The organism is Chryseobacterium sp. PCH239, from assembly GCF_018924625.1.
GTDB classification, from domain to species: domain Bacteria; phylum Bacteroidota; class Bacteroidia; order Flavobacteriales; family Weeksellaceae; genus Chryseobacterium; species Chryseobacterium cucumeris.
In genome coordinates, this window is the sequence record NZ_CP073027.1 from 3096746 (window position 1) to 3121278 (window position 24533).

At 37.6% G+C, this 24533-nt stretch carries 21 protein-coding genes and 1 pseudogene; 8 read left to right on the forward strand and 14 right to left on the reverse strand.

From position 1 onward, the window contains the following. Window positions 1-2 precede the first annotated feature (2 nt). Window positions 3-134 (reverse strand): annotated as a pseudogene (locus tag KBP46_RS23800) (IS5 family transposase); the annotation flags it as partial. Window positions 135-427: 293 nt separating this feature from the next. Continuing rightward, on the reverse strand, window positions 428-1420 hold the full coding sequence (locus KBP46_RS14290) for a hypothetical protein (RefSeq protein ID WP_216443523.1): 993 nt from the start codon (window positions 1418-1420) through the stop codon (window positions 428-430). 200 nt (window positions 1421-1620) lie between these two features. On the opposite strand from KBP46_RS14290, the gene KBP46_RS14295 reads away from it, so the two are divergent. Further along, a complete protein-coding gene (locus KBP46_RS14295) occupies window positions 1621-2001 on the forward strand; it encodes a group III truncated hemoglobin (RefSeq protein ID WP_216443524.1) in 381 nt (126 codons plus the stop codon). Window positions 2002-2098: 97 nt separating this feature from the next. Here the strand turns inward: KBP46_RS14295 and KBP46_RS14300 are convergent, their stop codons facing one another. The 9 genes from KBP46_RS14300 to hflX all read right to left on the reverse strand — a co-directional run bounded on the left by KBP46_RS14300 (window position 2099) and on the right by hflX (window position 11566). Next, the gene (locus KBP46_RS14300) at window positions 2099-3169 is read right to left on the reverse strand and encodes a calcium:proton antiporter (RefSeq protein WP_062673070.1); all 1071 of its coding nucleotides are present in this window, start codon (window positions 3167-3169) and stop codon (window positions 2099-2101) included. A gap of 66 nt (window positions 3170-3235) precedes the next feature. Further along, complete coding sequence (locus KBP46_RS14305; protein ID WP_062673068.1) at window positions 3236-3574, reverse strand: DUF6122 family protein; 339 nt, start codon at window positions 3572-3574, stop codon at window positions 3236-3238. A 27-nt stretch (window positions 3575-3601) separates the two neighbouring features. Further along, on the reverse strand, window positions 3602-4840 hold the full coding sequence (locus KBP46_RS14310) for a hypothetical protein (protein ID WP_216443525.1): 1239 nt from the start codon (window positions 4838-4840) through the stop codon (window positions 3602-3604). A 134-nt stretch (window positions 4841-4974) separates the two neighbouring features. Next, window positions 4975-6858, reverse strand: coding sequence for a hypothetical protein (locus KBP46_RS14315; RefSeq protein WP_253297050.1), 1884 nt, complete (start codon window positions 6856-6858; stop codon window positions 4975-4977). Between the two features lie 17 nt (window positions 6859-6875). Then, window positions 6876-7544: a hypothetical protein gene (locus KBP46_RS14320; protein WP_216443526.1), complete on the reverse strand. Its 669-nt coding sequence runs from the start codon at window positions 7542-7544 to the stop codon at window positions 6876-6878. A gap of 133 nt (window positions 7545-7677) precedes the next feature. Continuing rightward, on the reverse strand, window positions 7678-8394 hold the full coding sequence (locus KBP46_RS14325; RefSeq protein WP_216443527.1) for a DNA alkylation repair protein: 717 nt from the start codon (window positions 8392-8394) through the stop codon (window positions 7678-7680). A 6-nt stretch (window positions 8395-8400) separates the two neighbouring features. Next, a complete protein-coding gene (locus KBP46_RS14330) occupies window positions 8401-9687 on the reverse strand; it encodes a sodium:proton antiporter (RefSeq protein ID WP_062673058.1) in 1287 nt (428 codons plus the stop codon). Between the two features lie 20 nt (window positions 9688-9707). Then, complete coding sequence (locus tag KBP46_RS14335; protein WP_216443528.1) at window positions 9708-10343, reverse strand: DUF4919 domain-containing protein; 636 nt, start codon at window positions 10341-10343, stop codon at window positions 9708-9710. Beyond that, a complete protein-coding gene (gene hflX, locus KBP46_RS14340) occupies window positions 10343-11566 on the reverse strand; it encodes a GTPase HflX (protein WP_062673053.1) in 1224 nt (407 codons plus the stop codon). Before hflX ends, KBP46_RS14335 begins: the two co-directional genes overlap by 1 nt. A 231-nt stretch (window positions 11567-11797) precedes the next feature. Here hflX and KBP46_RS14345 point away from each other — a divergent pair, with 231 nt between their 5' ends. From KBP46_RS14345 to KBP46_RS14360, 4 genes are all read left to right on the forward strand, one after another. Then, on the forward strand, window positions 11798-12505 hold the full coding sequence (locus KBP46_RS14345; protein WP_253297051.1) for a LytTR family DNA-binding domain-containing protein: 708 nt from the start codon (window positions 11798-11800) through the stop codon (window positions 12503-12505). 147 nt (window positions 12506-12652) lie between these two features. Further along, window positions 12653-13126 carry a T9SS type A sorting domain-containing protein gene (locus KBP46_RS14350; protein ID WP_062673051.1) on the forward strand — a complete coding sequence of 158 codons (474 nt, stop codon included), beginning with the start codon at window positions 12653-12655 and terminating at the stop codon, window positions 13124-13126. A gap of 6 nt (window positions 13127-13132) precedes the next feature. Next, window positions 13133-15655, forward strand: a complete 2523-nt coding sequence (locus KBP46_RS14355) for a collagen-like protein (protein ID WP_216443529.1) — start codon at window positions 13133-13135, stop codon at window positions 15653-15655. A gap of 6 nt (window positions 15656-15661) precedes the next feature. Next, a complete protein-coding gene (locus KBP46_RS14360; RefSeq protein ID WP_062673047.1) occupies window positions 15662-16081 on the forward strand; it encodes a hypothetical protein in 420 nt (139 codons plus the stop codon). A 111-nt stretch (window positions 16082-16192) separates the two neighbouring features. On the opposite strand, the gene KBP46_RS14365 is transcribed toward KBP46_RS14360, so the two are convergent. Then, window positions 16193-16561, reverse strand: a complete 369-nt coding sequence (locus KBP46_RS14365) for an META domain-containing protein (RefSeq protein WP_253297052.1) — start codon at window positions 16559-16561, stop codon at window positions 16193-16195. A 152-nt stretch (window positions 16562-16713) separates the two neighbouring features. On the opposite strand from KBP46_RS14365, the gene KBP46_RS14370 reads away from it, so the two are divergent. The 3 genes from KBP46_RS14370 (at window position 16714) to KBP46_RS14380 (ending at window position 20831) form a co-directional block, all read left to right on the forward strand. Further along, window positions 16714-18918: a S46 family peptidase gene (locus tag KBP46_RS14370; protein ID WP_216443530.1), complete on the forward strand. Its 2205-nt coding sequence runs from the start codon at window positions 16714-16716 to the stop codon at window positions 18916-18918. Between the two features lie 79 nt (window positions 18919-18997). Further along, window positions 18998-19474, forward strand: a complete 477-nt coding sequence (locus KBP46_RS14375; protein WP_216443531.1) for a YdeI/OmpD-associated family protein — start codon at window positions 18998-19000, stop codon at window positions 19472-19474. A 133-nt stretch (window positions 19475-19607) separates the two neighbouring features. Further along, on the forward strand, window positions 19608-20831 hold the full coding sequence (locus KBP46_RS14380) for a spondin domain-containing protein (RefSeq protein ID WP_216443532.1): 1224 nt from the start codon (window positions 19608-19610) through the stop codon (window positions 20829-20831). Window positions 20832-20913: 82 nt separating this feature from the next. Here KBP46_RS14380 and KBP46_RS14385 read toward each other — a convergent pair whose 3' ends face one another. Further along, window positions 20914-21204 carry a hypothetical protein gene (locus KBP46_RS14385; protein WP_120232405.1) on the reverse strand — a complete coding sequence of 97 codons (291 nt, stop codon included), beginning with the start codon at window positions 21202-21204 and terminating at the stop codon, window positions 20914-20916. A 159-nt stretch (window positions 21205-21363) separates the two neighbouring features. Beyond that, window positions 21364-24471 carry a non-ribosomal peptide synthetase gene (locus KBP46_RS14390; protein WP_216443533.1) on the reverse strand — a complete coding sequence of 1036 codons (3108 nt, stop codon included), beginning with the start codon at window positions 24469-24471 and terminating at the stop codon, window positions 21364-21366. Between the last annotated feature and the right edge of the window lie 62 nt (window positions 24472-24533).

Genomic DNA, 24533 nt, shown 5'->3' on the forward strand with positions numbered 1-24533 from the left:
GATTAATAAAATTTATTCAGAGCTACTGCTATAAAGGCGATATAATTGAAAGATTTCCAATTTGATACTATTGTGTCAAAATGGTTGATTAAAGAACGAAAGCTGTTCAGCCATGCATTAGATCTTTCTATAGCCATCTATTCCTGTAAAAAATTCATCAAAATAGCTCTCAGTGAAAACCATCTTGAGAACAAAAATTAGGAGCCAGATTATTTTTCTATCATAGCTTTGCCAAATACATGTACATCAACCTAAAAGTTTTATTTCTAAAATTAAGAATTAAAATAATTGCAAAAACTTATACCTACCTGTTTTTAATAATACACCACCAGTTGAATTATATTATTACAATCCCGCTTTACATTAAACTGCTGAAAAAATGAAAAAAACAATACTCCACTTTTACCCTTTTTTAATAAGAGAAATTCTATATCTTTTGTGCCGGTGATTCCAGTACGGTAACACTTACATTGCTGACAGATTTTACGATTCCTGACTCTCCGTGTATATTGGTAAGAAAATCAGGGAAGCTTTCGATAGGAAAAGCCCAATAGTAATGTCCATCTACGGGAGAGGGAAAGTTCGCCTGTAATCTTCCTTTTAATTTCATCGGTACAAAGTATTCAACGGATGATCCCTTCAATTTTGTAAGGACAGAAATTGTTTTTTTAGAATGAGCGGGCACAATGGTTTTGTAGCTGCTGGTTTCAGTAACTTCTTCAGAATTTTCTGTACCTTCAGTAGTATCTCCTCCTACAACAACTTTTGTACTTGCTGAAGCTTTTGCAACTAACGGAATATCAACGGATACTGAAGCTGCCACTTCAAATGAACCTGAAACGGTCCGTTTCCAGGAAGTAGAATATCCTTTTTTATAAGAATAGGTTACCGTAATTTCACTTTCTCTGTCGCCATTGTTAATTGCCTCCGTAGTGTAAGCATTGTCCGGTAGATCTGCACCGTCCGTTTTTATTGTCACCTGAGGAGTTCCCAAAACAATGGAAACATTAGGATTTGGAGCTGTATTCCGGGCATCTCCATCTACAGAAAGGTCTGGATTAAATATAATTCCATCCGGAACCTGGCCGGAATAAGCAAAAACGTTTTTCAACCGTGTTCTTTCTCCTGAATAACTGACATCATATCCCATATCTTTCAGGTGATTTGCCTTGAAAGGGATTTCACGCTCTTCATTTGGCGAACTATAGCTGGCACCCAAACTATTATTGCCTGATAATTTAAACTCATCTACAATTTTCCAGCCCTGCTGAAGCATCTCTTCCTCAGTCAACTGTGATTTCTTTACTTCAGAATAATGTACTTTTTCTGAATCATCATTCATAGCACTCACTTCATCCCTTGAACATGATACTGAAAACATCAATAAGAGAATACAAACAGAATTGATTTTTTTGATCATTTTAATAATTTTTCAGTGTTTAATAATTAAATTTACAAAAAATGAATTCTTTTAAGGTCATTTTTTGCGAATTAATCAAATTTTAATCTTTCCCAATTTTCCATTGTTTTATAATATGTTGTTCTCTAAAATACTGTTTACATGAAATTTATCAATTTCGCGACTGAAATTTTTAATACGAATTATACTAACTTTGAAGTATGAAAAAGCTTGAATCAAGAGAAGATATTGAACACCTTGTCAATTCATTTTACAACAAAGTTGTTAAAGATGAAACCATTGAATTCTTTTTTAATGATATTGCTAAAGTAGATTGGGATAAACATCTTCCTAAAATGTATTCTTTCTGGGAATCTATTCTTTTTGGGCAGATGAGCTATAAAGGAAATCCAATGGGTGTCCACTTCCCGGTTAATGAGATACAAGCTATGGAACAGAAGCACTTTGACAGATGGCTGCTGCTTTGGCGTACGACTATTGAGGAAAATTTCGTAGGCGAAAATGCCGACATGGCGATTTACAAGTCAGAGAATATAGCAAAACTGATGGCTTTCAAAATGGAGCTGGCGAGAAGGTTGTAGTGATACGGGATTCGGGGTACGGGATATCGATGTAGAGGTTAACTTCCTGGATTTATTTTACAGATAAAAAAGATTTATAATTTTTTATTTTTTCTTTCTAAGGAACAATTACTGTAAAGATATAGGCTGCCAGATTCACCAGCAGAACAGTCCCGTACAGGACGTTTGTTTTTCCACGACTTAAAGATAGCATCACAATAAATACGGATAAAGAAAGCAGAATAATGTCTTTTTTATCCAATCCCAATACAAGTGGAATATCATACATAATACATACCGCTGAAACCGCAGGAATAGTCAGTCCGATACTTGCCAGTGCAGAACCCAATGCCAGATTTAAGCTGGACTGGATTTGATTGGCTCTTGCTGCACGGATTGCAGCAACGCCTTCAGGAAGAAGAACCACGGCAGCAATAATTACCCCAACCAGGGATTTTGGAGCTCCAAGGCTCTGTACCATTCCTTCTATTGTATCGGACAATCCTTTGGCCATCAGTACAACAATAACAAGACAGATTACCAGAAAGACAAAGCTGATAAGTGTTTTTGGTAATGAAGGAATATAATGTTCTTCAGGATGCTCATCAGGAACAATAAAATAACTTCTGTGGCGCACAGTCTGTACCATCAGGAAAACCCCATAAATGGCAAGACATGCGATAGATATAAAAATAAGCTGAGCTTCGTTATAGAATGGTCCGTTGACACTTGAAGTAAAATTGGGAAGAACAAGGGTAAGTACCAGAATGGAAACAATACTCACCAGATAAGTAGTTGCTGAAGTTCTTGCAAAGAACTGTTCATGATATTTAACGCCACCTACCAAAATACATATTCCAAGAATTCCGTTGAGAATAAGCATTACGGCAGCAAAAACGGTATCTCTGGCCAGCGTGATCGCCTGATCTCCGCCGGCAACCATCAGCGAGATGATAAGCGCTACTTCAATAATGGTGATACAAAGCGCCAGGATGATTGTTCCGAAAGGCTCCCCTACTTTATGAGCTACAACTTCAGCATGATGTACTGCTGATAAAACACTTCCGATCAATAAAACACCGGCCAGAATATCATAAAGGACACCATTTCCCATCAAACCGGAAAAGTAGTATCCTACCGCCAGAATAGGAAAAATATAGGTATAATGTAAAAGTTCTTTTAGTCTCATATCGTGACTACAAAATACAAAAAATCTATAATAATTTCAATATTAAAAGAAAATATTAATAATATTTTAATGAGGCCAGAAGTTAAAATCCTGATAATCTGTGAACATATGGAACAGAAGCCCGATTCCTATAAGCCTGATATTTCCTTTAAAGAACAACAGCAAAAAATACACCGCAATGGCATAATAAGAATGTAAAAAATGAAAACCTATACTTTCTCTTGACGGATCAAAAACAGGATTGGCAAAAAGATGGTCCAGATCTACCAGCATGGTAGCGAGAAGAATAAAATATGCTTTTTTCCAATTTTTACGATAAAAAACCAATGCGATAAATATTGGAAAAACGAAATGCAAAAAGTAATGAGTAAAAGTTTTGAGCAATGTGATGTCTGATGGAGCCATTAATGAAAATTTTATCGGTTTCTATGCTTACCACCGTAAAATTAAGGGTAATTCTCCTTTATTCGCTTTTATTTTTATCCAATAATTCTGAGCCTTGTTCCCATACAACACGTAATCAATGTCAGAAATGATCTTCTTTTCAGTGTTATTCAATGTTTTCAAAGAAGAATACAGCAAAGCATTATTTCTGATCAGCATATAATTTTCTTTGAGCTGGGGAGATAATGATACTGGTTTTCGGGTAGATTTTATGACAACTCCTTTATTATTCCTTTTGATTTCATTGGGTTGAAAAGGAATAGCCGTGAATTGATTTTCAGCATTGATCCACATTTTAGACTGAAAGTACTTCCAGGTTTTTTCAGGATTATTACTCTGAATATTGATCATATAACTGGGCTGGGTAATCTTTTGAACTGTCTTTTTTTCAACTTCATTGAAATTATCATCATATTCATAAGTGACAATGGTATCATTGATCTGCTGGAGATTGGCCGTAGCTTTTAAAGACACAACCTGTGATGAATCTGCAATACTCTTATTAAAAAAACGGGTAAAATTTTTGATGTTTTCCTTATCAAGCTCCAATTCCAGAAATTGATTTCCTTTCTGAAGTTTTGAAGCAATTGTATTAAAAATCTCCGGATTTGAATTATTATTGATTTCAATTTCATCCTCATTTAGCTCAATGGAAAAGTTTCGGATTTTCTGCCCTGAAATGAATGAAATGCTTCCCACTGTATTTTGAATAAAACGGTCTGCCTCCCAAACAGGATGTCCGGATTGGTGGAGAAGTTTTTTCTGAATAGTTCCAAAAGCGAGGTCAGAAGTTCCTGCAATACAATGGTTCCCGTTGATCATAAAGAAAAACTGATCTTTCTGAAAAACGTTATTTCCTTTGGCCACAAAGTCTTGTTTCTTTAAACAGGTAATGAATTTTTGCGAATCTTTAAGCTCTAAAACACTGTACCATTCTGAAAATTTAGTGTCTTTAATATGAAATATCTGCAGAAAATCCGGAATTCTGATTCCTGCATCTTTCAGTGAACCGGAGGTTTTACTCTTTGCTTTGCTTCCGGACCATTTTGAAGGATGGGTTGCTAAACTGAAGAGGTATTGTCCCGTTAATTTCTTCGTGTCGATTAAGATCACGGTATCTGCGTTATCAGGAATATACTGAAGGCTTTTATCTTTGTGAAAAGCCACAAAATATACTGAAACAGCAAGCAATAAAAATAACGGGACAATAATCTTCTTTTTGTTCATCTATAAAATTTGAGGCTTCTTTTCTGTTTCTTTAGCTTTAAAAACCTGATCGAATATATCAAAGAAATACATTAAGCTGTTTTCTGAAGAATCTTTGATGTTATAATTCATCTCAGTCTGGATGCTTTCTCCTTTTACTTCCGTTTTATAATACAGTTCTCCTGCATTTTTTTGATCGCCTCTAACGTTTTTCTCTCTTTCGGGCTTTTGAATTCTTTGTCTAGTCCTGTTAATAGCTTCTGAATATCCAGTCTGCCGGACAGTGGATATTTAGCGGAGTCTTTTGCCCATTTTCTGGAAACATCAGATTGGTTTACTGGTAAATTATTATCTGCAGCACTCATAAGGTACACAACCCCATCTTTCACAGTAAAAAACAACTGATCTACATATCCTCCGTTTTTCTCTTCTTTAAAGGTATAAAGGTTTCCTTTTTTAGAGAATCTCTTAGACATTTTTTTGTTGGTTGTAAGCAAATCAAAAATACGGTTCCAGTACCCTTCATTCTCTGTTGCAAAAGCGAAAGTGAAGTTAGGAACAGCAATTTCTTTTGTTTTCTTTACTTCTTTTTCATTGAAATCAGCATCGTATTCATAATCGGTGTATTCTACGGTTTTGGATTTTAATTCATTCAAAACAAAGATTCCGTTTCCAGGTGCAATTTTGGCAATGGCTTCTTCATCCAGTACTATCTTCATAGTTTCCATGATCAGCTCCATTTCTTTTTTGTACTCGTTTTCTCCTGAGTTCTGAAGAAGACTGTACATCATGTCAAAGCATTTTGCGCCATTCACATTCATTGCATAGTAGCCGACACTTTTTTCATTGATCAGCTCCAGCAGTTTTTTGTTTTTCTTCCCTTTATAAATGGCAGAAATATTCTTTTGAATGTCACCATTTTTGTGCTGATAATTATTAACCAGCCTTACTTTGTCTTTATCAAAATACAGATTGTATGCATAGTTGGAATTGTACATGTTTTTGAAAAACTGTCCATAGCCGTAATACTTTGTCATTTTTCCGTAGATGCCTTCATTTACAATTCTTCCGTAGTCTGTATACACAAAAACATCGGAATTGGAATCTCTGAACGAAAGCATTTCTTTAGGCACTTCAATTTCTAAATTTGAACTGAAATATTGGTCAAAACGATCTTCTGCGTTCTTTTTAACAACCCTGAAGTTTTCTCTACGGATAGAATCCTGCTCTTTCTGGAAAGCCTTTTCTTCTTCCTCATCATAAGCATCTTCCGGCATTTCTTCTCCGTTTTCAGAATTTTCAGCAGTTTCTTTATCTGCAGGATATTTATGATGTTTCTCCAGGTATTTGATATCTTTCTGGATTCTTGCAATCTCGTTGTTGTTATCTTTTATACTTTCTTTCAGATACTTAATATCATCATTGAGACTTTTGATCTCTTCTTTATAATCAAACGGCTTTTCCGGTTCTTCGGTATACACTGTATCTCCCGGCTCTGCGTAAGCGGAGTCCACCACTGCAACTGCTGTACTGTCTGCAACTGCTTCCTCTGCCCAAAGATCCTTATAAGGTTTTGTATAGCTGATCATACTGAGAACAGCACGGCTCCCGTTCCATGCTACAAAAACATCATCATTGATATCTACGTAAGAATAGTTCTTTCTGCTGGAAACTTCCTGTCCTTTTTTCTTTACAGAATTAATAAACTCCTGAAACTTTTCCTTATTATCAATGATAAAATGGGTATTATATGCTTTAATGGAGTCATTAAAGCTCGCATAATGGTATTGAACAGCGTCGTATTTGATTCCTGTTTTGGAATAATCTGTCCATGAAAGATTTTCTTTACTCTTTTTGCTGAGCTCATGCAGCAAAGGATTCAGTTTATTCCAGTTGATTTTATTATTAAGCTGCTTTCCGTTGACTTCCATATAAAATACGGCATCGGAAGGAATTTTCATGCTGTTTTGGGCTAAAATCAATGTAAAGCCAAAGAGGACGAAAATAATGGTTTGTGTTTTTAAAAAGATAGATTTCATGACTATAGTTTAGAAATTTATTGAAAAAGGATGGTATTTTGTATTTGTTTTTTCTGAAGGATTACATCCAGAATATCTGCTTCCAGTTTAAGAGCCTTTTTGTTGGGAGAAAGCACGTAAGTAGTATTCGATTGTGATTTCACTGGAGTTTCAAACTGCATGATGGAAGTATATTTCGCATCAGTAAAAACCTCTTTGTCTGCCTTACTCATCTTGTCATAATCAGCCTTGAAAGTATTGACTTTATTCCTTATCAATGTCTTTTTTTCAAGATTCTGACTGTAAACCTGAGTCGGAACCATTTTACCCAATATTTTCTGGGCTTTCAGTTTTTCCAGACCTGCATTAATGTTTTCAATCTTTTTGAAATTACAGCTCAGCTTGATGATGTAATTATCAAAATCCATGGAGGTTTTCACATTGCTGATTCCGGGAGTTCCTTTAAAAATTCTGGCAGCCTCATTAATTTTATTTTCAATTTCTGACTTTTTAGGAACTTTTTTTCCGTTGATGGTTTCCATTTTAGAAATTGAAGCAAGTCTTGTTTTGCTCTTGCTTGCGTTAAGAATAATGGTATATTCTCCTGTTCCGTCAGCTTTTACATTCACTTTATCCAGAATATCAAAACAGCTTGTCAGGAACAGCAAAGGAATACATAGAAGAAATAATCTGAGAAAATTTTTCATGATCAGGGTTAAAAGCACAAAATTACTTAATTCTGGCCTTACATCCTTATAATCTTTGATTTTTTGGGCATAAATAGCTGTTTCCCGGTACTTTTTCAGGGGAAAATACGGTATTGCTTCCGTATATTATTTTTTAAACACGCCCTTTAAGATAATCCTGGCGAAGATCTTCATCCAGCTTTTCAATAGCATACCGAAGACAGGTTCTGGGCATTTCTTTATAATATTGGTTCAGATAACCGATCAGCTCGTCTTCATTTTTATTTCCCATTTCTCTTAGCAGCCATCCGTTTGCTTTGTGCATCAGGTCATGGGAATGTTTCAGATTTCTGGTGACGAATTCTTTGGTCAGATCAAATGATCCTTTTTTTATATAATGCATTGTTCCGACAACAGCAATCCTTTTATGCCACATCTCATCAGATTCCGAAAGTTGCTTAAGAAGGCTTTCTTTCTGATTTTCAAAAGCATATCTGCCTAAAATCTTATAGCAGGTAGAATCTACCAGATCCCAGTTATTGATATAAGGAAGATGATCCAGATAAAAAGCGACCACTTCTTCTTTTACTGCCTTATCTTTTGTTTTCTCAAACTTTGAAATCAGCATAAAAAGAGCTGTCAGCCTGTGCTCGTGATATGTTGAAGAAAGTAATGTACTGAGTTCCTTTAAATTTATTTTCGAATAATATTCTTTGGCCACAGAGCGTTGATCCGGAACTTTTACGCCCAGAAACAAGTCGCCTTCACCATATTCTCCTTTTCCTGTTTTGAAAAATCTTGGAAAAAACTCCGCCTTTTCAGGAATGGATAAAACAGCAAGTGCTTCCTGTATTTCTTTAACAATGCTCATATGATTTTAAGCGTTTTCTTCTACAGCAATATTTTCCTGCTCCTCTTCTTCTTTGGCAATCTTATTCGGATTGGCCACTTTAGCAATGGTAAGACCCTGAACAATGATTGAGAATACGACGACACAATAGGTAATACTTAAAATAATTTCACTGTATTCACTTTTAGGAACAGACATCGCCAATGCAATGGAAACTCCGCCACGAATTCCTCCCCAAACAAGCACTTTCACCGTTTGTGGACTGAAACTTCTTCTCAGGGAAGTAAATTTTGTAGGTCCCCAGATCGAAATAAATCTTGCCAGCAAAACGACCACAATGGCCACTAAGCCCGGAATCATGAAATGTCTGAGATCTTTAATCATCAAAAGTTCAAATCCGATGAACAGAAATAGTACTGCGTTCAGGATTTCATCAATCAATTCCCAGAATTTGATCAGATAATCCTGAGTAACGGACTTCATTTTGAAACTTCTGTTGAAATTTCCCATAAATAATCCTGCCGCCACCATAGTCAATGGTCCTGAGATATGCATCTGACGGGCAATAAGATAACCTCCCATTACCACTGAAAGCGTTACTAATACGGAAATAATATAATCGTCCACTTCACGCATCAATCTTGAAGTAACCCATCCTAAAAGCACCCCGAGTAAAAGACCTCCGCCCGCTTCCTTAAGGAGAAGCAATCCTATCGTTTCAACACTCAGATCCACTTCTTTTCCGATCGCCAGCTGCAAAATCACTGTAAAGACCACAACTGCCATACCGTCATTGAAAAGAGACTCTCCGGCCACTTTTGTTTCCAGAGATTTGGATACATTCGCCTGTTTCAGTACACTCAGAACCGCTACCGGATCGGTAGGAGAAATCAAAGCACCGAAAACAAGACAGTAGATAAAAGGAAGTTTAACCCCCACATAAGGAAGCAGATAAAACATTCCAAATCCTACAACAAAAGTAGAAATCACAACCCCTACTGTGGAAAATATTACTACAGGTCTGAACTGTTCTTTCAGGTCATTAATATTAATATGAATTCCTCCTGCAAAGAGCAGAAAATTAAGCATGGCACCCATCAGAACTTCTGTAAAATCTATTCCGTTCATCAGGTTATGAAGATGTCCGAAAGTTCTGGGAAGAACCGTTTCTCCGAACAGGACCAGAAAAATAGAAACCACAATGGCAATGACCATAATTCCGATGGTACTCGGAAGTTTTAAAAACCTATAGTTAAGATAGGCAAATATTGATGCTAATACGATTAATGCTGAAAATGAATAATATAATTCCACTAAGTGTTTTTATTTTAAGATTAATTGGTGAGTTCCAAATAGAGTATTTTGATATAAATCTGCTTCCCGTCCTTTTCCCATATATCAAACATCGCATCTTTAGAAGCTTTTGAACTCCTGGTATAATCCTGTCCTATATTCAGAATGTTGAGCAGAATATACTCATCTCCTACCGAATTGACGATATAGGCCGTTTTCTCGGATTTTCCGTCCCCCGAACTTCTTATCCCTTCAGTAAGTGCACGGAATTGGTTCAGATGATGGATAAAGTTATTTCCATCCTTTACAGAATCGTAAGCCCTGAGAAGAATCAGCAGCACATCCAGGTTGGTAGGATCTTTATCATACAAAGCTTTTCCCTGTTTGATACAATCTGCAAAATTGTTTTGTTTAAAGGCTTCTACCAGACTTTTAAAGCTATCATCTGATGTGTTTATTTTATCGTTTCTAAAATTTCTTCCGTAGTACAGATATTGAGATTCTATACTGTCCAGAGATTTAGGGTATCCTTTAAATTTGAAAATAAGCTTATCGTAATTATACGGAGAGTCGGAAGTCCTGAGACTTTTCTCAATAGCTTTTATATCAATTTTTGATTTCTGGCTGAACCCAAAAACCGAAAACATGATGAATAAAAGGAAAAAGTGATACTTCATTAATTGTTGCTTTCTTCTTCGTCGTTGTCGAAATATTCGAAAAGAAAATCGTTGTATGGAAATCTGGAAATATGAATCTTCATGACCTCATCATAAATCATTTTCTTCATTTCCGGGAAGTTTTCTTTCGTTAACGCAGAGATGAAAACCGTTGGATATTTAGATTTTGCCATCCAGGTCTTTTTCCATTCTTCCAGAGAAATATTTTTACGGGTTGAAGGGGTAAGATCATCTTCATCCTTTTTCTCATAGCTGAAATCGTCAATTTTATTGAAAACCATGATCATCGGCTTCTGATGAGCGTTGATTTCCATCAGGATATGGTTAACAGATTCTATATGATCTTCAAAGCTTTCGTGAGAAATATCTACCACATGGATCAAAAGATCGGCTTCACGAACCTCATCCAATGTAGATTTAAAAGATTCTACCAGCTGAGTAGGAAGTTTTCTGATAAATCCTACGGTGTCTGTCAACAGAAACGGTAAATTTCCAATTACCACTTTTCTTACCGTGGTATCCAGTGTAGCGAATAATTTATTTTCCGCAAAAACTTCAGATTTTGAAATGGAATTCATCAGGGTAGATTTCCCTACGTTGGTATATCCTACCAAAGCAGCACGAACCACTTTCCCACGATTGTTACGCTGGGTAGCCATCTGCTTGTCTATCGTCTTCAGTTTCTCTTTCAGCAAGGTAATTCTGTCACGGATTATACGACGGTCAGTTTCAATTTCCGTTTCTCCGGGACCTCTCATCCCGATTCCCCCTTTCTGACGCTCAAGGTGGGTCCACATTCTTGTCAGTCGTGGTAAAAGATACTGGTATTGTGCCAGTTCCACCTGAGTTCTCGCATATGAAGTCTGGGCTCTCTGGGCAAAAATATCAAGAATAAGATTGGTACGGTCCAGGATTTTAACCTCCATTTCCCTTTCCAGGTTTTTAAGTTGTGAAGGAGAGAGTTCATCATCGAAAATTACGGTTCCGATCTCATTTTCTTTTACATATTCTTTTATCTCGATGGCTTTTCCGCTACCGATAAAGGTTTTGGAATCAGGCTGAGTTAATTTTTGGGTAAAGCGTTTTTGTACGGTTGCTCCTGCTGTGAAAGCTAAAAACTCAAGTTCATCCAAATACTCCGTCAGTTTTTCTTCATCCTGATTCTGGGTAATAACACCCACCAGGACAGCTTTCTCATAGTTATGTTCTTTCTTTTCTAACATTAAGTTCTGTCTATGTTTATGATTTTTACAAGTTAATATTTTTCAGAAAAAAAACAAAATCAATTTTTATTTAATAACATATTTTAATATAAATTTAAGTTTACTGATGAATGATTTATAAAAAATCAATAACTTTATATAATAAATTTCTGATTTATAAAAAATCAATAACTTTATATAATAAATTTCTGATTTTTAATTATTTAAATCAAAAACTAATCTCCGGAAATCATGATTACCCATATCAGATGTATGATTATTGATGATGATGAACTGGACAGGCTGGTTCTTCAGCATTATATCAGGCAATATGAAAACATTGAAATTGTTGCCACTTTCGACTCTGCTGAAAAGGCAGTTCCCTATCTTGACATTCCTGTTGATCTCCTGATTACCGAAACCAATTTAAGGGGGATGAACGGTCTTGAGTTCAGAAAGCTGGCCCATAAGATCCCTGCCTGTATTTTCGTAAGCTCTCATCCCGAACTGGCTGCCGGAGCTTTTGAGATGAATACTTTAGATTTTATTACCAAACCGCTTACCGCAGAACGCTTTCATTATTCGATGGAAAAGCTTTTTGATTTTTTTGAAGTAAAAGAAAAATGTGAATGCTATGATGCCATGGTGGGAGAAAACTGCATTAAAATAAAAGAAGGTGGTCATGTTTTTCAGATTAAAATGAAAGATATTCTCTACCTGGAAGCTCTGAAAGATTACACCAGAATCATCACACTTGAAAAAAATCATTGTATTTTAAATTCACTGGGAAATCTTCTGCAAAAAAGTTTTTTTAATTCTTTTGTCAGAATACACAGAAGCTATGCTGTCCCACGTCATCTTATCCGCGGAAAAAGCTGTCACGAAATAGAACTTCCACATCGTATAAAACTTCCTATTGGCCGAACTTACAAGGACAATCTTTCCTTTTTTAATCCTTAAAAATACATCATAACAATTCACCAGTGCCATTGGTCGATTATTTCTGCCGTTGGTCTATTTTCCTGTCATTCAATGGAGATAGGTGGTAATTTAGTCTTCCCAAATTCCCCGACAAAACACATCTATTAATCACCAAAACTGTTATCCATGGAAAGAATATCTATTTATTGTATTATTCTGTCTGTCTTTTCCATCTCCATACTACACGCTCAGGCTGTAGTTTTAGCAGCGGGATTGGATGCATCAGCAGCTAATGGTTTTGTTTCTTACAGTGTAGGTCAGACAACCTACCTCGAAAAAGGAACAGGACAAGTTCTCGAAGGCGTTCAACAGCCTTACGAAATCATCACTCTTACCACTTTTGAAAACTCCTCTGAACTGACTGGTATTTTACTTTACCCTAATCCTTTCAGAGATTATTTGTATTTAGATTTTACGTCAAATAATTTTAAAGGCTCAGAATATCAGTTATTCGATGCCCAGGGCAAGCTGGTAAAAAAAGATAAGATCTCACAATCAAAATCTGAGCTTAATTTCTCCTCAATTCCTTCCGCGATGTACATCATACGGATTACCCAAAATGGAGAAAATATCAAAACTTTCAAAATCATAAAAAAATAAAACGCCATGAAAAAAATATTATCACTGTTTTGGATCCTGACAGGTTTCTTTATGGGACTGTCCCAGGCTCCGGAAAAAATGAGCTATCAAGCTGTCATGAGAAATGGTTCCGGACAACTCTTAGCCAACCAAGGAATTGCTATAAGAGTAAGCATATTGCAGGGATCTCCTGCCGGAGCAGCAGTCTATTCTGAAAGACTCACCGGAAATACCAATGCCAACGGACTCGTTAGTCTCGAAATAGGAACAGGAACAATCCTTACCGGAACATTCGCCACTATCGATTGGTCCTCAGCAAGCTACTATTTAAAAACAGAAACAGATCCAGCTGGTGGAACCAACTATACCATAGTAGGAACAAGCCAGTTACTAAGTGTACCCTATGCTTTATATGCTAAATCTGCCGGAGTGAGCGGAGGAAGCTTTACGATCCCCTACTCCAATACGGTAAATAATGCCTCCACTTTATTTTCATTAATCAATAATGGTGATGGAACTTCTGTGGAAGGAGCCAACAGCACAACCACATCCAGTATTGCTGCTGTAAGAGGAATTGTAAGCAATACAGCCCCCGGAGGATTTTCTTCTGCAGTACGCGGTATCAATAACGGAACCGGCGGACTGGGAATTGGAGTCTGGGGAAGCCAGGCTGGAAGCGGCTGGGGCGTATATGGCGTTACTCCCAACGGTTTAGGAGTTTACGGAAATGCCAGTGGAAACGGATATGGTGTTTACGCAAACAGTAATACAGGAACAGGATTAAATGCCACAAGTAACAATGGTATTGCTGCCAATATTTCTATCGTCAATAATGCTAACGCCAATAGTGTTCTTACGGCATCTACTGTAGGGAACGGAACAGTTATCAATGTTTCCACCACAGGTACTGGAGCCGGAATACTAAGTTCTACTGCGGGAGGATTTGGTGCCCACGGGATCACCTCTTCCCAATCATCTGCTGGGATTATAGGAGACAATACCGGTGCAGGTGAAGCAGTTGTGGGTAGAACGACCAGTGATATTGCCGGAGCGGTTGTGGGCCGTAATGATGGAGGAGGATATGGAGTGAGAGGATTTGTTGCGACCAATACATCCGGAACGGGTATTGGTGTTTACGGTCAGGTAGGTTTAAATAACAGTACCGGACGTGCGGGAAGGTTTGAAAATTTCAACAATACAAATACTGATGCTAATACTTTTGAAGTGGCATCTAACGGAAATGGAAACATCCCTGATAATACCAAAGGCAATGCTGCTTCTTTTGTACTCAATAATACCAATAGTGTAGGAGCTGCGGTAAGAGGGGAGGTCAATACTATTTTTGGAAATTTTGGTGCTGCTGCTATTTTTGGTGTCTCATCCGGAACCGGAGGACGAGCCGGACTATTCTACGCTTCCAATCCTGCCGGAAACGGAGCATCATTGATCGCTTTGACAGACGGTAACGGTAATGCCATTACAGCCAATGCAGGTAAAGACGGCAATGGGGTTGAGACCAATATTGATGGTGCCGGAAATGCGCTTTATGCATGGGTTCCTTCTTTTGCTACCGGACGTGCCGGACGATTTAATATTTTCAATGAATCAAACACCAGCGATGTTATCACTGTAACCACTGTTGGAAACGGTATTGCAGGTAATTTCAAGGTAGATAAAGTGACCGGAACCTCTCCTGCAGTAAGAGGAGAAGTCAATTCACAGTTTGCCAACTTTGGCACAGCAGGAATTTATGGAGTATCTTCCGGAACCGGAGGATACGCAGGCCTTTTCCACGCATCCAATCCTGCAGGAAACGGCCCTGCCTTGATTGCTATTGCAGATGGTAATGGTAATGGTATCACCGCTAATGCATCCAACACCGGAGATGGTGTAGAAACCACTGTAGACGGAACAGGAAGTGCAATCTATGCATGGGTTCCTAATTTCAGTAACGGACGAGCTGCCAGGTTTGTTAATTTTAATACATCTAATACCAATGCAGCACTTACTGTAGAAACTCATAGTGCAGGATCTCTGGCTTTGTTTAAATCAGGAAACCCGGGAACCGTAAACGTTGCCCGTATTGATAATACCGGAAAAGGATTTTTCAATGGCGGCACACAAAACAGTGGTGCTGACGTTGCGGAAGCTTTTGATGTCAACGGAAACATCTCTGAATATGAACCTGGTGATATTCTGGTTATCTCAACAAAAGCAGATAGAACGGTTGAAAAATCATCAACTCCCTACTCTACTCTTGTTGCCGGAGTGTATGCTACTAAACCTGGTGTACTGCTTACAGAAGAACATATCGATATTGATATATCCAATAAAGCGCCAATGGGTGTCATTGGTGTTATTCCTACCAAAGTATGCCTTGAGAACGGAAAAATAAAAAGAGGAGATCTTCTGGTGACTTCATCTAAAGCGGGAGTTGCCATGAAAGCCAATCTCAAAAAGGTAAAAATAGGCCAGGTCATCGGAAAAGCACTTCAGGATTATGACCAAAAAGAAGTTGGAAAAATTCAAGTATTAGTCAATATAAAATAAACCGTCATGAAAATAGCATATATCATCCCATTATTATTTCTAAGCACTCTTATTTATGCTCAGGAAAGTAAAAAAACGACTGCTGTAGAAGAAGATCAGGCACTGGTTGTAAAACAGGCAAAAGAACAACAGGCAGTCCAAATTCAGGCTGATAAGGAAAGAGCTGAAAAAAATCCGGTAAGTACCGGGTTGGCATCTGATCGAGGCCTGGAAGTTAAAAAACAGGAATCCAAGCCCAAAGCAGCTGCAGACAATTCAGGAAAGCTTCTTCCTAATACAGCAAGTCTTGAAGATATTAAAAAAACGATCCCAAACAGACAAGCATATCACAATAGTATAAATTCCAGGAACACAAAAACGACAGTTACCGGGCTGCCTAACACGGCAACTCTGGAAGAAATAAAAAAAACAATCCCCAAAAACTAATGACTCTCAAAAACTGATAACCTCAAAAAGCTGATAACCAAACTAGATTTTTCAAACAAAGAAGTCCGCTATTATGCGGACTTTTGTTTTGTATAGGGAGAAATGGTATGATTAATCCCAATCAGCAGCTACAAATTTCATAGTATTTCCATGATCATCTGTTAGAGTAAGAAAATGCCCTTCAATAGAATAATGAGTCATCGTTTCTATTTTCTTCTGAAAAGAGTTTTCAAGATTCATATCCTGACAGGCTTTCATTGTACTTATTCCTTTTGAAAATTTCACTTTTCCTTCTTTTTTAAATTCAGAAGCAAAAGACATCCGGTTACATCCCATATAAACACTTGCCTGAATTTTACCCTTTACCCTATTGGCTGTCAGATTCATTTCGGCTTTATTGGCTATTAATTGATCTTTTGAAAAGCCATCAAAAGAAATGAGCATCCATTGCCTTTGAAGAAAAGGATCTTTGGTGGGCACTGAGGAACAATTTAAAACGAGTCCTAACAGTAAAACTGCAAAAAGTGGTAATAGTATCTTTTTCATGCAGATTATCATCCCATTTTCATACCATTCCGGGACAGAATCTCGTAAAAATTAGTAAATTAGCGACACAAAAATTATTTTATAAAATGAAAAGACTATTTCTACTATTCACTTTCTTACTGGGCTTTGCTCAGATGAGGGCGGATGAGGGGATGTGGCTGCTAATGCTCATCAAAAGACTTAACGGTGTTGATATGCAAAAAGAGGGTCTGCATCTTACGCCTGAAGAAATTTATTCTGTGAACAATTCAAGCTTAAAAGATGCTATCGTAAGTTTCGGTGGTTTCTGTACTGGTGAGATCGTTTCGGATAAAGGACTTATATTTACCAACCACCACTGTGGTTACGGTGCTGTTGCTGCGGCTTCTACACCAGAAAAAGATTATTTGAAGAACGGTTTCTGGGCAATGAAACAGAAAGACGAATTCAATGCAAAGGATCTTTATGTAAGATTTTTAGTGAGAATGGATGATGCTACGCAAAGAATCAATTCTAAACTAAACAACAATATGACCGGAGCAGAGAGAAAAGCTGTGATTGATGCTGAAACTAAAGCAATCCAGACTGAAAACTCTGAAAACGGAAAATATACGGTAGTCGTAAAAGATTTCTTCAACGGAAATGAATTCTACTATTTCGTATACCAGGATTATAAAGATATCAGATTGGTAGGTGCTCCACCTTCATCATTAGGAAAATTCGGAGGAGATACAGACAACTGGGAATGGCCAAGACACACTGCAGATTTTACAGTTTTCAGAGTATATGCTGATGCTGCAGGAAACCCTGCTGAATATTCTCCAAGCAACACGCCTTTGAAGCCTAAGCACTTCCTTCCGGTTTCTCTTAAAGGAATTAAGCCTGGTGACTTCTCAATGATCTTAGGATATCCTGGAAGAACAAACCGTTACCTAACTTCTTACGGAATTCAGCAGATGGTAACTAAAGATTACCCGGCATGGGTTGAAGCTTCTAAACTGGCCATGGATGTTATGAAAAAGTATATGGACAAGGATAAGGCAACTCAGCTTAACTATGCTTCTCAATATGCTTCTGTAGCTAACTACTGGAAAAACAGACAGGGAACTATCGATGCTGTAGAGAAAAACGGAACTATTTCTGACAAACAAAAGATTGAGGAAACTTACAATAAGTGGGCTGCAATGCCAGGAAATGATCAATACAATGGCGTTTTAGAAGATATTGGTATCTACTACAAGCAAGTATCTGATAGAAATGTTGAAAGAAACTATGCGACTCAGTTTACAAGAAATGCAAAATATATTACCCTTGCTGCTCAGCTAGGATCTGCTCTTAAAGCGTATGCTGCTCAGGATATGCAGGGAAGATTAGCGATGAAAGCTAAAACAGAAGCTGCTATCAAAGCTGCTTATGAAAACTTCAATCCAGCTTTGGAAGGAGAAATGCTTGCCGCTATGACCAGCCTTTACCAGGCAAGAGTTAAAAACCCAGACGTTGCTTCTGCTACTATTTTAGGATTGGATGCGAAGACTGTTTCTAATTTAGCATATTCTTCAATCTTCGCTAATAAGACTTCTGCAACCAACTTCTTATTGAATCCGGATGCATTGAAACTTGATGCTGATCCACTTTGGAAAGCAGCTAACGGAATTGTTGCTGATCAAAAAATAAGCATGGAAAGATTTGTAAAAATAGATGATAATTTTGCGAAAAATAACCGTCTGTTCCTAGCTGGTTTAATGAAAGCTATGCCTGAGAAGAAATTCTACCCGGATGCTAACTCTACAATGAGATTAACTTACGGAACTGTAGATAAATTACCTATCAGAAATGACAGAAACTATTTTGGTATTACGGATAACTATTATACAGATATGACTGGTCTTGTTGGAAAATACAAGAAAGGTGATGAAGAATTTGATCTTCCTCAAAGAGTAATTGATCTTTACAACCTTAAAGATTTCGGTCAGTATGCTGATGCTGCAGGTTATATGCCTGTAAACTTCCTTTCTAACAACGATATTACAGGGGGTAACTCCGGTTCTCCGGTAATTGACGGAGACGGTAACCTTATCGGTATTGCTTTTGACGGGAACAGCGAAGCATTAAGTGGTGATATCGTATTCGAACCTGAATGGCAGAAAACCATCAACGTAGACGTTCGTTTTGTTCTTTGGACAATCGATAAGTTTGCGGGGGCAAGAAGATTAGTTGACGAGCTGAAGCTTGTAAGAGATGCAAACACTCCGGCTGATACAAAAACTAAAAACTCAGGGACTACAACAATGCCTAAGAAAGTTAAAAAATAATCATCTTATCTGATATATTTTTGAAACCGTGAAAGTAAATTTCACGGTTTTTTTATTTTTGATTATTAAAATATTGATCATGAATCCTGAACGTATCGAATTTACAGCCATTATTCAGCAGAAGGGAGCAATGAATGCTGCGTTTGTAGAATTTCCATTTTCTACGGAGGAATTGTTTCACAAAAAAGGACAGGTAAAGATAAAAGCTGTGTTTGATGATAAAGTTGAATACCGCGGAAGTCTTGCCAAAATGAAATCAGACTGTCATATTTTAGGTTTGACTCAGGAGATCAGAAAGAAACTTGGTAAAACCTTCGGAGATGAGGTTTCCGTCTCCCTTATTGAAGATAAGGAGGAAAGAGTGGTTGAAATTGCAGATGATATTGCCCTTGTTTTTAAAGAAAATCCGGGAGCAAAAGCTTTATTTGATGCAATGAGCTACACCCACAGAAAGGAATACATCCGCTGGATTGAAGAAGCCAGGAAACCTGAAACCAGAGAAAACAGAAAAATAAAAATGATCCAGATGATTCTGGATGGGAAAAAGGGAATATAGACCGCTTTAATTTTCCCTCTCAAAAACGATACATTTAAAAAAAATTGAATTACGAAAATATTTTTTGTCAGGATCTCAAAAAGTAGCCGACTATAGTTGCAGATATCATTTATAACTATAAAAATTTACTTTTATGAACAAGTTTATTTTCAGAACATCAGTTTTAGCAGCTACTCTAGCTGCATTTTCTCTAACTTCATGTAGCGATTCTAATAACGACATGATGATGGACATGGGTTTTCAAAGATCCATTACTTTTGAAAACGTTGTAACTCCCAAAGATTTTGTAGAAAGCGGAAGTTTTCAGGGAGTAGGAACGCCTCCTATTATTTTGCCCGGTCAATCTGTTTCTGTTAAATTCAGTGCAGGAAAAGCACAGGCTTTAATGTTTGCTACGATGTACGGAGCTTCAAAAGACTGGTTTTTTGCGTCCCAACAGCCGGGTATCAAATTGTTTGACGCTAATGGAAATGCTATTACCGGAGATGTTTCTTCAAGTGTACGACTATGGGATAACGGAAGCAAAGATGACACCACAGGACAGGTTGAAAGCAAACCCATTATGCAGGTTCCTAATGTCAATGCTTCACAACTTATGAAGCTTAATCTTGCTTACAATGATGTAACTTCAGAATTTACCCTGACCATTACCAATACCTCCGGCGGAACAGCCAACGAAACTCCTTTTTCTCCCGGTGTATGGGCTGTTTCCAACTACAATGGATCTCAGCTGCTGAACAGTGCTCCATTTTTTACACCTAATGCTTTATCCAATCCTGAAATCACAGATATTGCTCAAATGGGAAATATCAGTAAAATGATGACAAAACTGAATGCCAACACAGGAATTATGACGGGACTTTCTCCTGCCTTGGTGGTTGTTTATCGTGGTGATAAAAATCCAATTTATGAATTAGGCAAATTAGACAGCGGAATGGGACTGAAAGATATTGCACAGTTTGGAAATGTAGCCAAGCTTCAAAACAGTTTAAAATCTTTACCTAATGTAAAAGGAGTATACGTTGCAGGAAATGCTCCTGTAACTCCGGGAAGTAAGGTAACCACAAACTTTAATGCTGAGCCTGGTGATAAAATTGCTTACGCAACCATGTTTGGTTTTTCCAATGACTGGTTCTATGCCAACGAACAAAGCATTGATGCCAATAGTAAGGGTGACCTCAGCCTAAAAACTTCATTATTTGATTCGGGGACAGGTATTGACCAATATCCGGGTGCGGGAAATCATCAGGCATTGTTTGGCGGAACCCCACAAAGTGAAAATAAGGTTATTTCCAAATTAGGAACCCCATATCCTGTTCCTGCTGTACAGAATGTGATTAAAGTAACCATCAACTAATCTTCAGATAAGAAAAGGTCAGACAATACTGTTTGACCTTTTTTATTATGCTGTTCGGATAATAAAAATACATCCGTTTTTATTATTGTTTCAGTGCTCCTTCCAGATACTGTTTCCCTCCTCCATTGGTAACGGTTATAGAGCCTTCATAATGGCTTACCTTCACTCCCAGGTCATTATTTATTTCTTTAAAATACCCAGCATTTTCTCTGCTATAAAGCGCATCTCCCTGCCAGAGAAATTGTGCAGACTGCCCTGTTTTGTTTTGAAATGTAAGAACTCCCAATGGATTTACCAATCCCCGGGATTTAATATCCACCACTGCACTTTCATTAGCCGCGAAATCCTTTGACAATACAATAACGTTATTCATCTATCCTGTTTGGTTTTCAGTTAATTAAAAAATGGGATAAGATTTTTTCATTACCCTGATCCAAATATCCTGGTCCACTGCGACAAAATCTGACGTATTTGCTGAATAAAAATTAAAAGCCCAAGCAGGATCTGTCTGGGCTTTTTCAATTATCAAATTCTATTCAACCGGAATTCCAAGATATTGTAAATAGGAATCCAATATTTTTTTATCAAATACAGGTTCGTGAATGCCTGACCCTTCCAGATACTGAATAACATTGGAGCAATCCCATACATAAGTATTCTGGTAAAGTTCTACTGTGGATAATCCTTCATGCATATTATCACTGAAAAGACTCGTTAATGGATACAAACGGTTTTTGCTGTCATCTTCCCATTGTTTTCTCCATTCTTTATAAGGAAGGTCTTTAAGTGTGAAAGGATAATATTTTTTCATGAGTCCGAAGAAATCTTCCAAAGTAAGATTGGTTTCCGGACGGGCAATCAGGTTGAATTTCTTCCCTATTGCCTCTTTATTTTTGGTGATATGAGCCATCGCTTTGGTCATATAATCTACCGTAATAAGTCCTTCTCTAAGCTCAGTGAGCGCGGGATGCGATTTGAGCTCTATACAATTTTTCACCAATCCAGACCACCATTGATAAGAGGCACTTGCCCCTGTTTCGCTGTGGCACATGGCATACCCAAGACGGTACGTAATTAATGGTAGCCCTTCTTTTGCCGCTAAATCAGCAATGGCTTCCATCACCCATTTACTTCTTACATAACCAATATCTTTACTTACGGACATCAGATTCTGTTCAATATCATCAGATTCAAACATTACTGTTTTTCCTGTGAATAGATGTCCCCAGCTATATACGGAAATGGTTGACAGCAAGGCGAGGCATTTTGTTCTTTCCGCTCCTGCCAGTTTTATAATTTCCCTTAGCCCTTCTACATTCGGTGCTTTCATATAAGAGTAGGGTTCGATGAAGTTGACTGAGCTTCCGGAGTGATAAATCAAATCGGTTTGTTTTGCCAGTTTTGTAAATGTTTCTTCTGAAAGTCCTAAAGACGGTAAAGCCAGATCTCCGATAACAGGAATAATTCTAGATTTCTGTTCTACATTTTGAGGAATATGATATTGTTTAAAACATCTGTCAATTTTTTCCATTGCATAAAACTCATCCTGAGCTCTTACAAGACAGTAAATATCAGCATTTGTAGTATCAAGAAGCTCCTGTAACAGGTGAATTCCTACAAAACCTGTGACACCAGTTAAAAATATTGTTGTTGGATTTTCCACCTGTTGAGGATCAAATCCACCTGCAAAAACAGTTCCCGCAGCAAGATAAACATCTTTCTGAAGCTCAACATATGGTTCTACATCTTCCATGGGGATTGCTTCCCTTGTCTCTCCTAATCTTTTAATAAGAACTTCTGAAAGTTGCTGTAATACGGGATACTGATATATATCCCGCAGATACACTTTTACATCCAGTTTCCTCTGCAAAGCAACCGCTACCGTTGCAACCAACAGAGAGTTTCCTCCAATATCAAAGAAATTATCTGTGATATTGATGACAGGACGCTCCAATGCAGACGACCAGACATCTGCAATAATTCTTTCGGTTTCGTTGGTTGGAGGCTCAAATGAAATCAATTCTTTTGCTTCTTTATCGGCAAGATCTTTTAAGACCTGCGTATCTGTTTTTCCATTTGCTGTTAACGGAATTTTATCTATAAAAATAATTTGTGCTGGAATCATATAGCCCGGAAGTTCTTTTTTCAATGCATTTCGGACTGACGAAATATCTGCTACTGCTCCAGGAGCTAATACAACAAAAGCAATAAGATATTTGGTACTTCCTTCCGTTTCTTTACCAATAACCATAGCTTCTTTAATATTTTCCTGCTGGATCAGTGAACGTTCTATCTCTCCCAGTTCCACTCTGAAGCCACGAATTTTCACCTGATTATCAATTCTTCCTAAGAATTCAATATCACCATCCGCGTTCCATTTGGCAAGGTCTCCAGTTCGATACAGCTTTTCTTTTTCATTGAATGGACTGATAATAAATTTAGCTTCCGTAAGTTCTTTATTATTAAGATATCCTTTTGCTAAAAGATTTCCTCCAATACAGAGTTCTCCTACAGCTCCTACGGGCAGCAATTCCTTATTTTCTCCCAAGATATATGCTTTTGCATTGGCAATGGGTCTGCCTATAGATGAAACATATTTTCCATTAATATCTTTCACTTTTTTATAAGTAGCGTATACGGTACATTCTGTGGGACCATAATAATCCACCAGCTCATAGCTTAATTCTGAAGTAAGTACCGGCTTTAGCTTCTCACCTGCTGTAAAGAGATATTTGAGCTTCAGATCATTATAATTGCGGGTAATATCCACTACAGAAGGAGCCAGAACAGTAGGCACAAAGCCATGGGTAATACTATTTTTTCTGTAGTAATCTACCAATGCCTGAGCTTCTGTTCTATCCTCATTATCTGCAATAAAAACCGTTGCGCCTGAAGTAAGAGCCGACCACGTTTCCCACACAGAAATGTCAAATGCCAATCCCGCCACAAGAGTTAATTTTGAGCTATGATCCACATGAAAATGATGATTATGCCATGTTACCAGATGCTGTATAGCCTGATGGCTTACCATTACACCTTTGGGTTTCCCCGTCGAGCCAGAAGTATAAATTGTGTATGCAAGGGCATTCTGGTGGATATTAATTCCTGGATATTCTGATGATAAATGATTAAGATTCTCCATATTGCTCATATCAAATACTTTTACCTTTTCGGTTTCTGATAAAAGTTCTCCAAGAATTTGATTGGTAATGATAAGATCAGCAGTGGTGTCGGAAAGAATATATTCTACTCTTTTGACAGGATAAGCAGGGTCTATCGGAACATAGGCCGCACCTGTTTTGATAACTCCAAGTACAGCAATGATCCATTCTAAAGAGCGGTCCAGCCAGATGGGAACATATTTTCCTTCTTTAATACCATGGCTCAGTAATAAATTGGCTACCTGATTGCTTCTCTGATCCAACTCTCCATACGTAATCTTCCGATTCTGATAAACCGCAGCAGTCTTATCAGGATGAAGGATTGCCTGTTTCCGGAAAAGAGATTCCAGGGTTTCTTCATGATGATAATCCCAACCGGTTTTATTAAATCCGTTGAGCAATTTTTCTCTGTCTTCAGAAGACAGTAATACCGCTGAACCTATCGATAAGGTTCCTGATGAGGGAATTGTGTTTGACATAATAATTTGATTTGGATTAAAAATTTGTAATTGGCAGCTTAATGCTTCGATAAGTTCATTTT

Excerpts from the sequence above, each read along its gene's own strand:
- KBP46_RS14290 (WP_216443523.1), bottom strand. The coding sequence starts at position 1,420 with ATGATCAAAAAAATCAATTCTGTTTGTATTCTCTTATTGATGTTTTCA.
- KBP46_RS14295 (WP_216443524.1), top strand. The coding sequence starts at position 1,621 with ATGAAAAAGCTTGAATCAAGAGAAGATATTGAACACCTTGTCAATTCA.
- KBP46_RS14300 (WP_062673070.1), bottom strand. The coding sequence starts at position 3,169 with ATGAGACTAAAAGAACTTTTACATTATACCTATATTTTTCCTATTCTG.
- KBP46_RS14305 (WP_062673068.1), bottom strand. The coding sequence starts at position 3,574 with ATGGCTCCATCAGACATCACATTGCTCAAAACTTTTACTCATTACTTT.
- KBP46_RS14310 (WP_216443525.1), bottom strand. The coding sequence starts at position 4,840 with ATGAACAAAAAGAAGATTATTGTCCCGTTATTTTTATTGCTTGCTGTT.
- KBP46_RS14315 (WP_253297050.1), bottom strand. The coding sequence starts at position 6,858 with ATGAAATCTATCTTTTTAAAAACACAAACCATTATTTTCGTCCTCTTT.
- KBP46_RS14320 (WP_216443526.1), bottom strand. The coding sequence starts at position 7,544 with ATGAAAAATTTTCTCAGATTATTTCTTCTATGTATTCCTTTGCTGTTC.
- KBP46_RS14325 (WP_216443527.1), bottom strand. The coding sequence starts at position 8,394 with ATGAGCATTGTTAAAGAAATACAGGAAGCACTTGCTGTTTTATCCATT.
- KBP46_RS14335 (WP_216443528.1), bottom strand. The coding sequence starts at position 10,343 with ATGAAGTATCACTTTTTCCTTTTATTCATCATGTTTTCGGTTTTTGGG.
- hflX (WP_062673053.1), bottom strand. The coding sequence starts at position 11,566 with ATGTTAGAAAAGAAAGAACATAACTATGAGAAAGCTGTCCTGGTGGGT.
- KBP46_RS14345 (WP_253297051.1), top strand. The coding sequence starts at position 11,798 with ATGATTACCCATATCAGATGTATGATTATTGATGATGATGAACTGGAC.
- KBP46_RS14350 (WP_062673051.1), top strand. The coding sequence starts at position 12,653 with ATGGAAAGAATATCTATTTATTGTATTATTCTGTCTGTCTTTTCCATC.
- KBP46_RS14355 (WP_216443529.1), top strand. The coding sequence starts at position 13,133 with ATGAAAAAAATATTATCACTGTTTTGGATCCTGACAGGTTTCTTTATG.
- KBP46_RS14360 (WP_062673047.1), top strand. The coding sequence starts at position 15,662 with ATGAAAATAGCATATATCATCCCATTATTATTTCTAAGCACTCTTATT.
- KBP46_RS14370 (WP_216443530.1), top strand. The coding sequence starts at position 16,714 with ATGAAAAGACTATTTCTACTATTCACTTTCTTACTGGGCTTTGCTCAG.
- KBP46_RS14375 (WP_216443531.1), top strand. The coding sequence starts at position 18,998 with ATGAATCCTGAACGTATCGAATTTACAGCCATTATTCAGCAGAAGGGA.
- KBP46_RS14380 (WP_216443532.1), top strand. The coding sequence starts at position 19,608 with ATGAACAAGTTTATTTTCAGAACATCAGTTTTAGCAGCTACTCTAGCT.
- KBP46_RS14385 (WP_120232405.1), bottom strand. The coding sequence starts at position 21,204 with ATGAATAACGTTATTGTATTGTCAAAGGATTTCGCGGCTAATGAAAGT.
- KBP46_RS14390 (WP_216443533.1), bottom strand. The coding sequence starts at position 24,471 with ATGTCAAACACAATTCCCTCATCAGGAACCTTATCGATAGGTTCAGCG.